Raw genomic sequence first — 12,299 nt, forward strand, 5'->3', positions numbered from 1 at the left:
AATGGAACGTTTTTTATGAAAATGAATAGCTTTACAAAAAATATGTATTAAAATGGTACAAAATATTATATAATATAAAATATATAACGTTTTGTATTTTTTTGTTATTTAAATGTAGCAAAGAATACACAGCAGTATATTTATATTAATACATAATAAGGGGGAATTAATGTGAAAAAATTTTTGGCTATTTTAACTAGTGCTATTTTAACATTAAGTTTAGTAGCTTGTGGTAACAGTGATACTACTAAAAATGATGAGGAAAAAGGTAAAAACAGAAGTATGATATTAGCTACAACTACTAGTACACAAGACTCTGGGCTTTTAGATTATTTATTGCCTAAGTTTAAAGAAGATACAGGTATAGATGTTAAAGTTGTTGCTAAAGGAACTGGTGAAGCACTTAAGCTTGGACAAAATGGTGATGCAGATTGTCTTTTAGTTCATGCTAAATCTAAAGAAGAAGATTTTATTAAAAAAGGTTATGGTACTGAAAGACATGATGTTATGTATAATGATTTTGTTATAGTTGGATCTAAAGAAGATTCAGCAAAATTAAAAGAGAAAGCGCCTAATGATCCATTGAAAGCTTTAAAATTGATTAATGATAGTAAAGCTAGTTTTGTGTCTAGAGGTGATGAATCAGGAACTCACACTAAAGAGAAAAAGTTTTGGAAAGATGTTAATATAGATCCTAAAGGTGACTGGTATATAAGTGCAGGTAAAGGTATGGGAGCTGTGCTACAGATGGCAAATGAAAAGAAAGCTTATACTTTAACAGATAGAGCAACTTATTTGTCTATGAAAGATAAATTAGATTTAGAGATTTTAACAGAGAAAAACGATAAATTATATAATCAATATGGAGTTATAATGTTAAATACTGAAAAACACAAAATTAAAGAAAAAGAAGCAAAAGAATATATAGATTGGATGCTTTCTGATAAAGCACAAAAACTTATAGCTGAATATGGAAAAGATAAATTTGGACAAGCACTTTTTGTACCTAATGCAAAGAAATAGGTGATATTATGGAACAGGAATTTTTAAAGGTTATAGATTTAAAAGAAATTCTTCCTGTGGTATTAATGTCTCTTTATGTTTCATTAAGTTCAACTTTAATTGCTTCAACACTGGGAATGTTTATAGGCATTCCCTGTGCTTTATTAGAGTTTAAATTTAAAAAAATTATAATTCAAATTAATCATACTTTAATGAGTGTTCCTCCAGTTCTTATGGGACTTTTAGTCTATCTTTTACTATCAAGAAAAGGACCTTTAGGTGAATTTCAATTACTTTTTACTCCTACTGCTATGATAATAGCTCAAACATTACTTATATTTCCTATAGTATTTGGTCTTAGCATATCAATTATAATTAAAAATGGTAAGGATATAAGAAATACTTGTATGACATTAGGAGCTAATAACACTCAAACTTTTTTTATTATTATAAAGGAAAATAAAATACAACTATTGGCAGTTATAACAGCAGCTTTTGGAAGAGCTATATCAGAAGTAGGGGCAGTTATGATAGTAGGTGGTAACATTAAAGGATTTACAAGAGTTATGACTACATACATTGCATTAGAAACAGGTAAGGGAGATTTTAATGAAGCTTTAGTAATAGGAGGAATATTATTAGCTATATCTTTTATTATTAATGGAATTCTTCATTTTTTTCAAGGGAGTGAAGATTTTTGAAAATAGAAGTAACTAATGTGGTAAAAGAGTATGATGGTAGAAGAGTACTAGATGTAGAAAAAATGACTTTTAAAGAAGGCTTTATATATGCAATACTAGGTCTAAATGGAAGTGGTAAAAGTACTTTTTTAGAGTGTATAGCAGGTTTTAATAAGCTATATGAGGGACAAATTATTTATGATGGCAAAAATTTTTCTGAAGTGAAAGATAGCATTTCTATGATGACTCAAAAACCTTTTTTATTTAGTTGCTCTGTATATGATAATATTGTAATGGGACTTAAATTCAGAAAATTTTCTAAAAAAGCTATAGAATCTAGATTTAAAAAATATATTAAATATTTTAATATAGATGAGATTTTAAATAAAAATGGAAAGAAACTATCTGGAGGAGAAACAGAAAAAGTAGGACTTCTTAGGAATATTATATTAGAAAGTAAAATTTTAATATTAGATGAACCTACTGCTAGTATGGATATAGAAAGTACTTTGGTTTCGGAGAATTTAATCAAGAATGTTTTAGATGATGAAAAAACTGTTATTATGGTTACTCATGATTTTTATCAAGCACAAAGAATCGCAGATTATATAATATTCATGGATAAAGGAAAGATTATAGAGCAAGGTGAAAAAGATATTGTATTTAATAATCCTAAAGATAGTAGAGTTAAGATGATGCTAAATAAATAATGAAAAAGTAATAAATTAGATTTAAAATAATATTTATTTTAAACCCAGGACTTTAAAAAGTATTTATAGGTAAGGGGGAAAATTATGATAAAAACAGCTATTCTTACAGTAAGCGATAAAGGATCTAAAGGAGAAAGAAAAGACGAAACAGGAAAGAAATTAAAAAACCTTTTAGAAAATAGAGACTATAAAATAGAGTATTATAAAATAATACCAGATGAAATTGATATTATAAGTAAGGAACTTATAAATTTATGTGATAAAGAAAAAGCAAATCTTATAATTACTAATGGTGGAACAGGATTTTCTAAAAGAGATGTAACTCCAGAGGCTACAAAAATGGTTATTGAAAAATATGTACCAGGTTTTGGAGAGGCTATGAGGGCTAGTTCTCTTTCTATAACTCCAAAAGCAATACTTTCTAGAGGAATTTCTGGTATTAGAAAAAATTCTCTTATAATAAACCTTCCAGGAAGTCCTAAAGCAGCAACAGAAAATTTACAAGCGGTAATTGAAGCGATACCTCATGGAATAGAAATTTTGTTAGGTCAAGCATCAGAATGTGCAAGATAGTAGGGTTAAATAAATACAGTGTTTTAGAAAAAAGCTGATTTAAATGGAACTAGTTAAGGAGGAATAAAATGGATTTATTTAAAGTTGTATCTATTGAAGAAACTAAAAAACTTATAGAAAAAAATTTTGATTTTAAACCTTTAAAAGAAGAGGTTGGACTTTTAAATAGTACAAATAGAGTTATATTTGAAGATATAACTTCAGATATAAATGTACCAAATTTTAGAAGATCTACTGTAGATGGATATGCTGTAAATTCTAAAGATGTAGCAGGAGCCAGTGAAAGTATGCCCTCTATGATGAACTATAAAGGGGAAGTTTTTATGGGAGCGGTTCCAATGTTTGCTATAGATTTTCCAGGGGATTGTGTTTATGTTCCAACAGGAGGAATGATTCCAGAAGGAGCTGATTCTGTGGTTATGATTGAATATACAGAAAAAATTCATGAAGATACAGTACTTATAAATAAATCTACAGCTTATGGTGAAAAGGTAGTTCAAATAGGTGAAGATATATCTAAAGGAGAAACTATAATAAAAAAAGGTAAAAAACTAAGACCTTATGAAATAGGCGTGTTGTCTAGTCTTGGTATAACTAAGGTTCCTGTATTTAAAAAACCTAAAATAGCTATAATATCTACAGGAGATGAGGTAGTAAAGCCTAGTGAAAAGCCAAAATTAGGAGAAGTGAGAGATATAAATTCATATCTTTTAGAAGCAGCTATTATTGAAGATGGAGCTATTCCTATAAATTATGGGATAGTAAGAGATAGTTTTGATGATTTAAATAAAACTGTTAAAAAAGCTTCAGAAGAAGCAGATATTATTCTTATATCTGGAGGTAGCTCTGTAGGGAAAAAAGATGTTACAATAGATGTTATAAATAGTTTAGGTAGTCCTGGAGTATTTGTTCATGGTGTAGCAATAAAACCAGGGAAGCCAACTATTGTAGGAAAAGTTAAAGATAAAATAATTTTTGGACTTCCAGGTCATCCACTATCTTCAGCTATTGTATATAAAGTTATGGTTAAATACTATATAGATAAGATTACAGGTTATAAAGAGAATAGTTTCCCTATAATTTCTACATTTGATACAAACTATCATAGTGCTAAGGGCAGAGAAGAATATCTTCCTGTAACTTTAAATTTAGATGAAAGTAATGTAATTGCATCACCTATATTTTCTAAATCAGGTCTTATAAGTGGTTTTTCTAAGGCTTATGGTTTTATAAAAATAAACAAAAATCTTGAGGGAATAAAAAAAGGTGAAAAAGTTTTTGTGTATAGATTTTAGGAGGGTTTAATATGGGGCAAAAGGTATATCTTTCAAATTATGAAATTGAAGATGCATTAAATCTTTATTTTAGTAAATTAAAAATGGACAAGGAAAAAGAGATTATAGATACAGAAAATAGTGCAGGTAAAATAACTTCAATGCCTATATATTCTAAAATATCTTCTCCTTTTTATAATTCTTCTGCTATGGATGGTATTGCAGTTGATAGTGAAAAAACTTTAGGAGCGAATGAAAAGAATCATATAATTTTAGTGGAAAATGAAGATTATATAGTAGTAGATACTGGTGATCCTATACCTAAAGAATATGATGCTGTTATAATGGTAGAGGATTTGATTGAAGTAGATGATAAAAGTGTAAAAATATATAAAAGTGTAGCTCCTTATCAAAATATAAGACCTTTAGGAGAAGATATAGTAGAAAAATCTCTTATAGTTCCATCAAATCATAAAATTAGACCGGTAGATATTTCAGCAATGATTGCTGGAGCAGTAAATGAAGTAGAGGTTTATAAAAAGCCAGTTGTTGGGATAATTCCTACAGGTACAGAACTTGTAGAACCAGGCAGCAATTTAAAAATAGGAGATATAATAGATTTTAATTCAAGAACTTTTAAAGCTCAAGTTTATGAATATGGTGGTATAGGTAAAAGATATGAAATAGTTAAGGATGATTATGAAAAAATAAAAGATTCTGTAAAAAAAGCAGCAGAAGAATGTGATATAGTTCTTATAAATGCTGGTTCCTCTGCTGGTAGAGAAGATTATACAGCTAAAGTTATAGAAGAGCTAGGAAAAGTTTACATACATGGAGTAGCTATAAAGCCAGGTAAACCTGTTATTTTAGGAGAGGTATATAATAAACCTGTTATAGGAATACCAGGCTATCCAGTATCAGCTTATGTTATAATGGAAAATTTCGTAAGACCAATTATTGAAAATTTTATAGGAGAAAAACCTTATAAACATAAGTCAATTAAAGCTATTTTATCTAAAAGAGTTATGTCATCTTTAAAGTATTTTGAATTTGTTAGGATAAAATTAGGAAAAGTAGGAGATAAGATAGTTGCAACTCCTTTAAGTAGAGGAGCCGGGGCTACTATGAGTCTTGTTAAAGCAGATGGAATACTTGAAGTTCCTCAAAATATTGAAGGTATAGAAAAACAATCAGAGGTAGAAATAAAACTTTTAAAAGATGAAGAAGAAATAAATAATACTATAGTTTGTATAGGAAGTCATGATCCAATAATAGATGTAATAGCAGATTTAATGCAAGTAAAGGGAGGTGCGTATTATTTATCCTCTGCCCATGTAGGTAGTATGGGAGGGATAATGGCACTAAAAAATAATGAAACTCATATAGCTCCTATACATCTTTTGGATATGGAAACAGGGAAATATAATGTTAGTTATATTAAAAAATACATTGGTAATAGACCTATGGCACTTATAAAATGTGTAAAGAGAATTCAAGGTATTATAGTGCCTAAGGGAAATCCTAATAATATTAAATCTATTAAAGATATAAGGGATAAGAAACTAAAATTTGTAAATAGACAAAGAGGTGCAGGTACTAGACTTTTATTCGATTATAATCTTAAAAAACTTAATATAAGTCCTAAAGAAATACAAGGATATGAAAGAGAAGAATATACTCATTTACAAGTTGCTGCAGCTATATCAAATGGAGATTGTGATTGTGGACTTGGAATATATTCTGCAGCTACTATGATGGGATTAGATTTTATACCTATTTGTAATGAAGAATATGATATAGCTATTTTTAAAGAATTTTTAAATATGGAATCCATAAAAGAGTTTATAAATATTATAAAAAGTGATAAATTTAAAGAAAAGCTAGATGAATTAGGCGGATATGATTATAGTGAATCTGGAGATATTATTTATATATAAAAACAATAGATATATTTAAAACACAAAGGAGGAACATATTTAAAGGAGGATTTAAATGTTAGACAAGCATGGAAGAAAAATTAATTATTTAAGAGTATCAGTAACAGATAGATGTAATTTAAGATGTGTTTATTGTATGCCGAAAGATGGTGTAATAAAAAAAGAGCATGATAGTATTATGAGATATGAAGAAATATTTTCTGTAATTAAGTCAGCGAGCGTTCTTGGAATAGATAAAATTAGATTTACAGGCGGGGAGCCCCTTATACTTAAAGATATTGATAGATTAATTTATAATACATCAAAAATAGATTCTATTAAAGATATTGCTATGACTACAAATGCTATTTTATTAGAAGATAAGGCAGTAGAATTAAAAAAAGCTGGACTTAAAAGAGTAAATATAAGTCTTGATTCATTAAAGAAAGATAGGTTTAGAAATATTACACGAGGTGGTGATATAGATAAAGTTTTTAAGGGAATTGATAAGGCTTTATCTCTTGGAATAAAACCTATAAAAATTAATACTGTAATGATGAGAGGAATAAATGATGATGAAATAAAAGACTTTATGAATTTAACAAAGGAATACCCTATATCAGTAAGATTTATAGAATTAATGCCTATAGGAGAAGGAAGTAAATTATATAAAGATAGCTATATAAGTTCAGAAGAGGTAATATCAAAGTATAGTGATCTTATACCTGTAAAATCTAATAAAAGTAGTACAGCCCAATTATACAAATTTAGTAAATCAAAAGAGAATGTTGGATTTATAAGTCCTATGAGTTGTAAATTTTGTAGTAATTGTAATAGAGTTAGATTAACTGCTGAAGGTACATTGAAGCCTTGTCTTCATAGTGAAAAAGAAGTAGATCTTAAAAAGTATTTAAAAGATAGTGAAAGTCTTTTATCTAAGATAAATGAAAATATTTATAATAAACCCTTAGAACATCATATGGTAGAAGAGAAAAAAAGTAATAGTAAAAAAATGATGTATCAGATTGGAGGCTAAAATATGGATTTAACCCATATAAATAAACAAGGAAGAGCAAAAATGGTAGATGTAGGTAGTAAAGATGATACTAAAAGAGAAGCTATTGCCTATGGACATATAACAATGAAAAGTGAAACATTAAATAAAATAAAAGAAGGTACTATGTTTAAAGGGGATGTATTGTCTGTATCTCAAGTAGCTGGTATTATGGCAGCAAAAAACACATCAAGTATTATACCTATGTGTCATCCTATAATGATAAATGGTTGTAATATAAACTTTGATTTAGATTTTGAAAATAATAGAGTTAACATAGAGTCTTCAGTAAAAACTACAGGGAAAACAGGAGTTGAAATGGAAGCTTTAACTGCAGTTACTGTAGCTGCATTAACCATTTACGATATGTGTAAAGCTATAGATAAAAAAATGGTTATATCTGAGGTAAAACTTATGAAAAAAACAGGTGGAAAATCAGGAATATTTAAAAGGGAGGAATTATAAAATGGCAAAAGTAATAGCGATTAATATAAGTGAAAAGAAAGGTCAAATAAAACATCCTATAGATGAAGGTTTTTTTAAGGTGGATCACGGTTTAGTTGGTGATGCTCATGCAGGAAATTGGCATAGACAAGTTAGCCTTTTAGGCACAGAAAGCATAGAAAAAATGAAAAAACTAGGACTTGAAGGTTTGTGTACTGGTAAATTTGCAGAAAATATAACTACAGAAGGAGTAATTTTATATGATTTGCCTGTAGGAACTAAGATGAAAATAGGGGAAGTTCTTATGGAAGTAACTCAAATAGGAAAAGAATGTCATGCTGGTTGTGAAATAAGAAAAGTTATAGGAGATTGTATAATGCCAAGAGAAGGTATTTTTACAAAGATATTAAAAGAAGGATCTATTAAACCTGGTGATAAAATAGAAGTTCTATCTGATTTATAATATTATAATTTGAATGTGACTTAAAAAGCTGTTTTGTTTAAAAGGGGAAGATATTCAAATGAAGGATAATTTCATAAAAGAAAAATTTTATGTGTTAAAATCCCATGAAAAGTGTAGCAATTTAGGAATAAGCAAAGATTTAGTCTATAGTAAGAAAATAATAAAAAATAAAGAATTTAAAAAAATTATGGAGTATAATTCAGAATTAGTTGTAATAGCTACACCTTTTATGAATAAGCTTTATCAGTTTCTTAAAGGATCTAATTTCTTTGTTATTCTTACAGATAGAGATGGTTGCATATTAAATGTTATAGGAGATGAATCAATATTAAAAGAAGGATTCAATTTAAAGATGTTTCCTGGAGCCTATATGGATGAAAAAAATATGGGAACTAATGCTATGAGTTTGGCATTAAGTGAAAAAATTCCTGTTCAAATATCTGGAAAGGACCATTATGTTAAAGCATATCATAAATGGACTTGCTCTGCAGCTCCTATAAAAAATGTAAATGGAGAAATAATTGGTACACTTGATTTAACAGGATATAGCGAAAATGTTCATTCACATACATTAGGAATGGTAGTTGCAGCAGTTACTTCTATAGAGAAAATGATAGAATTAAATGATTATACTGGAGCTCTTAGAGCATCTCAAAGGGGTATTGAAAATGTGTTTAATTCTATACAGAAAGCTATACTAAGATTAGATTTATCTGGTTCTATAAAGATAGTAAATAAAAAAGCTACAGAACTTTTTGGTTTTAATGAGAAATATATGAAAGAAATGAAAATATGGGATTTAATACCTAATTGGTCTATGATATTAGATGAGATTTATGATAAAGGAAGTTTACTTGATGAGGATGTATATGTATGTTCTAGAAAAAATAAATTGCAATTAAATTTAAGTGCATACCCTATATATGATTCTTCTATGAGAGTTTTTGAAATAACTTGTATAATTTCAGATATAAAACAAAAAACTAGAAAGCTTACAGGGAAAATACTTAAATCCCAGGCTATATATACCTTTGACAAAATTATAGGTAAAAGTAAAAAACTTTCTCATATAATAGATTACTCTAAAAAGATTGCAGATAGTAAGTCAACAATACTTATTACTGGTGAAAGTGGAACAGGAAAAGAAGTTTTTGCACAATCAATACACAATTATAGTAATAGAAAAGGGAAACCATTTATAGCTGTTAATTGTGGTGCTATACCGAAAAATTTAATTGAATCAGAACTTTTTGGATATGAGGAAGGCTCTTTTACTGGAGCTAAAAGAGGTGGATATAGAGGAAAATTTGAAGCTTCAAATAGTGGAACTATATTTCTTGATGAAATAGGTGAAATGCCTTTAGATATGCAAATAAAGCTATTAAGAGTTATAGAAGAAGGGGTTATAAATAGAATAGGAAGTTCTAATCAAATTCCTGTTAACTGTAGAATAATTGCAGCTACTAATAAAAATTTAAAGGAAGAAGTTGAAAAAGGGAATTTTAGAAAAGATTTATTTTATAGAATAAATGTTTTACCTGTATATTTACCTCCATTAAAAGAAAGAAGAGAAGATATACCACTTCTTATAGATTATTTTATGAACAAAACATCTAAACATTTAAATAAAAGAAAAGTAGAAATATCTCCTATATATATGGAAAAACTTATAAATTATTATTGGCCTGGTAATATAAGAGAATTAGAGAACATAGTAGAATTAATTATAAATGCAGAAAGTCTTGAAATACTTGATGATATTAAGTATTGTAATAATAAAAAATTAGAAGATAATGTTGAAGAAGATATAGAAATACTTAATCTTGAGATTGTAGAGAAAAATCATATTGAAAAAGTATTAAATAAATTTGATGGGAATATATCTTCGGCTGCTAAGGTTCTTGGAATAGGAAGAAATACCCTATATAGAAAAATAAAGAAATATTCATTGTAACTATATAGAACAAAGTGTCAAAATGGAACAATGAAATGTTCTATTATAGAACAAAAGAATATAAATGACTTTCTAAATTTATATATTTAACTAACTGATAAAAAATTTAATTTATCTTTATATTTTAATATAGTGCTGTTTTTTTAGATATAGTACTGTTTAATAGCTATAGGTTATTAATTTTATAGAAAAAAATATAATCACTTTTAAAAATTCAATATTTTGGCATGTAATTTGCTATATATAATTATATATTAAATTTTTAAGGAGGATTTATTTATGTACGGTTATAATGGAAAAATTTTAAGAATTAATTTAACAAATAAGAAATGTACTTTTGAACCTTTAGATGAAGAAAAAGCTAAGAAATATATAGGATCTAGAGGACTTGGAGTTAAGACTTTATTAGAGGAAATAGATCCTAAAATAGATCCTTTATCTACGGAAAATAAACTTGTAATAGTTACAGGACCTATTACTGGAGCGCCTATGCCAACAAGTGGTAGATATATGGTAGTAACTAAGGCTCCTTTAACTGGTACTATTGGAATATCAAATTCAGGTGGAAGATGGGGAACAGAACTTAAAAATGCTGGATACGATATGATAATAGTTGAAGGAAAATCAGAAATACCTGTTTATGTAAATATAGAAGATGAAAAAATAGAAATAAAAGAAGCAAATCATTTATGGGGAAAAACTTCTCTAGATACCACTGAAGCTCTTTTAAGTGAAACAGATAAAAAATCAAAAGTTTTATGTATAGGTCCTGCAGGGGAGAAATTATCCCTTATGGCAGCTATTATGAATGATATAGATAGAGCGGCAGGTAGAGGTGGTGTTGGAGCTGTAATGGGGTCCAAAAATTTAAAAGCAATAGTTGTTAAAGGTACTGGAAAAGTTAATGTAACTGATGAAGAAAAAGCAAAAAAAGTATCTTTGGAAAAAGTTAAAAAATTAATGGCAGATCCTGTTGCCGGTGGTGGATTACCTAAATATGGTTCAGCCGTTTTAGTAAATATTATTAACGAAAATGGGGTTCATCCTGTTAGAAATTTCCAAAAATCTTATACAGATGAAGCGGATAAAATAAGTGGAGAAACACTTACAGAGGATTGTCTTGTAAGAAAAAATCCATGTTATAGATGTCCAATAGCTTGTGGAAGATGGGTAAAATTAGACGATGGTACAGAATGTGGTGGACCAGAATATGAAACTTTATGGTCTTTTGGATCAGATTGTGATGTATACGATTTAAATGCTATTAATGTAGCTAATATGCTTTGTAATGAATATGGATTAGATACAATTTCTGCTGGAGCTACTATTGCAGCTGCTATGGAATTGTATGAAAAAGGATATATAAAAGATGAGGACATAAAAGAAGATGGCTTATCCTTAAAGTGGGGAGATGCTGAAGCGGTTGTTGGATGGACAAAAAAGATGGGATTAAGAGAAGGTTTTGGAGACAAGATGGCAGATGGATCCTATAGATTATGTGAATCTTATGGTGTTCCAGAACTTTCTATGTCAGTAAAAAAACAAGAACTTCCAGCATATGACCCAAGAGGAATTCAAGGTCATGGTATAACTTATGCAGTTAATAATAGAGGTGGATGTCATATAAAAGGATATATGATAAGTCCAGAAATATTAGGTTACCCTGAAAAACTTGATAGATTCTCTTTAGAAGGAAAAGCAGCTTATGCTAGAATATTCCACGATTTAACAGCAGTAATAGATTCTTTAGGACTATGTGTATTTACAACTTTTGGGCTTGGTGTAGAAGATTATGTAGATATGTATAATGCAGTTGTAGGAGGAAAGTTACATGATGCAAAATCTATAATGGAAGCAGGAGATAGAATTTGGACATTAGAAAAAATATTTAACCTAAAGGCAGGTATAGATAGTTCTCATGATACTCTTCCAAAGAGATTACTTAAAGAACCTATTCCAGATGGACCTTCTAAAGGATATGTTCATAAACTAGATGAGTTACTTCCAGAATACTATTCAACAAGAGGTTGGGATGAAAATGGTGTACCAACAGAAGAAACATTAAAGAAATTAGGACTTGAAGAATATATATAAGCTAAAATAAAAATAAATATATTATAAATGAAAGTATATATAATATATTTATTTTAAATTAGCAAATTTATTAAAAAGCATATTTTTAATGATAAAGAAATAGAAAGACTTTCAAAATAAAAAAGAAGGTCTTTC

11 protein-coding genes are annotated in these 12,299 nt (G+C 28.3%); all 11 read left to right on the forward strand.

What is annotated here, in order from left to right:
• Nucleotides 1–171 precede the first annotated feature (171 nt).
• The 11 genes from ABDZ71_RS01005 (at nt 172) to ABDZ71_RS01055 (ending at nt 12,164) form a co-directional block, all read left to right on the forward strand.
• A complete protein-coding gene (locus ABDZ71_RS01005; RefSeq protein ID WP_343757935.1) occupies nt 172–1,023 on the forward strand; it encodes an ABC transporter substrate-binding protein in 852 nt (283 codons plus the stop codon).
• An 8-nt stretch (nt 1,024–1,031) separates the two neighbouring features.
• Nucleotides 1,032–1,703: an ABC transporter permease gene (locus tag ABDZ71_RS01010; protein ID WP_343757938.1), complete on the forward strand. Its 672-nt coding sequence runs from the start codon at nt 1,032–1,034 to the stop codon at nt 1,701–1,703.
• A complete protein-coding gene (locus ABDZ71_RS01015) occupies nt 1,700–2,392 on the forward strand; it encodes an ATP-binding cassette domain-containing protein (protein WP_343757940.1) in 693 nt (230 codons plus the stop codon). Before ABDZ71_RS01010 ends, ABDZ71_RS01015 begins: the two co-directional genes overlap by 4 nt.
• A gap of 84 nt (nt 2,393–2,476) precedes the next feature.
• Nucleotides 2,477–2,965: a molybdopterin adenylyltransferase gene (gene mog / locus ABDZ71_RS01020; RefSeq protein ID WP_343757942.1), complete on the forward strand. Its 489-nt coding sequence runs from the start codon at nt 2,477–2,479 to the stop codon at nt 2,963–2,965.
• Between the two features lie 68 nt (nt 2,966–3,033).
• Nucleotides 3,034–4,260, forward strand: coding sequence for a molybdopterin molybdotransferase MoeA (locus ABDZ71_RS01025; protein WP_343757944.1), 1,227 nt, complete (start codon nt 3,034–3,036; stop codon nt 4,258–4,260).
• Between the two features lie 11 nt (nt 4,261–4,271).
• On the forward strand, nt 4,272–6,176 hold the full coding sequence (locus ABDZ71_RS01030; protein WP_343757946.1) for a molybdopterin biosynthesis protein: 1,905 nt from the start codon (nt 4,272–4,274) through the stop codon (nt 6,174–6,176).
• A gap of 55 nt (nt 6,177–6,231) precedes the next feature.
• A complete protein-coding gene (moaA, locus tag ABDZ71_RS01035) occupies nt 6,232–7,191 on the forward strand; it encodes a GTP 3',8-cyclase MoaA (RefSeq protein WP_343757948.1) in 960 nt (319 codons plus the stop codon).
• Nucleotides 7,192–7,194: 3 nt separating this feature from the next.
• Nucleotides 7,195–7,674: a cyclic pyranopterin monophosphate synthase MoaC gene (gene moaC, locus ABDZ71_RS01040; protein WP_343757951.1), complete on the forward strand. Its 480-nt coding sequence runs from the start codon at nt 7,195–7,197 to the stop codon at nt 7,672–7,674.
• A 1-nt stretch (nt 7,675) separates the two neighbouring features.
• Nucleotides 7,676–8,116 (forward strand): MOSC domain-containing protein, encoded by a 441-nt coding sequence (locus ABDZ71_RS01045; RefSeq protein ID WP_343757953.1) that lies wholly within the window; start codon nt 7,676–7,678, stop codon nt 8,114–8,116.
• 58 nt (nt 8,117–8,174) lie between these two features.
• Nucleotides 8,175–10,070, forward strand: coding sequence for a sigma-54-dependent Fis family transcriptional regulator (locus ABDZ71_RS01050; RefSeq protein ID WP_343757955.1), 1,896 nt, complete (start codon nt 8,175–8,177; stop codon nt 10,068–10,070).
• A gap of 279 nt (nt 10,071–10,349) precedes the next feature.
• The gene (locus ABDZ71_RS01055) at nt 10,350–12,164 is read left to right on the forward strand and encodes an aldehyde ferredoxin oxidoreductase family protein (RefSeq protein ID WP_343757956.1); all 1,815 of its coding nucleotides are present in this window, start codon (nt 10,350–10,352) and stop codon (nt 12,162–12,164) included.
• Nucleotides 12,165–12,299 lie beyond the last annotated feature (135 nt).

The sequence above is a fragment of the Clostridium oceanicum genome, assembly GCF_039521385.1.
Classification (GTDB): domain Bacteria; phylum Bacillota; class Clostridia; order Clostridiales; family Clostridiaceae; genus Clostridium_F; species Clostridium_F oceanicum.

Bases quoted from the DNA above. Each gene is read 5' to 3' on its own strand.
- ABDZ71_RS01030 (WP_343757946.1), top strand. From the start codon at position 4,272: ATGGGGCAAAAGGTATATCTTTCAAATTATGAAATTGAAGATGCATTA.
- ABDZ71_RS01025 (WP_343757944.1), top strand. From the start codon at position 3,034: ATGGATTTATTTAAAGTTGTATCTATTGAAGAAACTAAAAAACTTATA.
- ABDZ71_RS01010 (WP_343757938.1), top strand. From the start codon at position 1,032: ATGGAACAGGAATTTTTAAAGGTTATAGATTTAAAAGAAATTCTTCCT.
- mog (WP_343757942.1), top strand. From the start codon at position 2,477: ATGATAAAAACAGCTATTCTTACAGTAAGCGATAAAGGATCTAAAGGA.
- ABDZ71_RS01055 (WP_343757956.1), top strand. From the start codon at position 10,350: ATGTACGGTTATAATGGAAAAATTTTAAGAATTAATTTAACAAATAAG.
- moaC (WP_343757951.1), top strand. From the start codon at position 7,195: ATGGATTTAACCCATATAAATAAACAAGGAAGAGCAAAAATGGTAGAT.
- moaA (WP_343757948.1), top strand. From the start codon at position 6,232: ATGTTAGACAAGCATGGAAGAAAAATTAATTATTTAAGAGTATCAGTA.
- ABDZ71_RS01050 (WP_343757955.1), top strand. From the start codon at position 8,175: ATGAAGGATAATTTCATAAAAGAAAAATTTTATGTGTTAAAATCCCAT.
- ABDZ71_RS01045 (WP_343757953.1), top strand. From the start codon at position 7,676: ATGGCAAAAGTAATAGCGATTAATATAAGTGAAAAGAAAGGTCAAATA.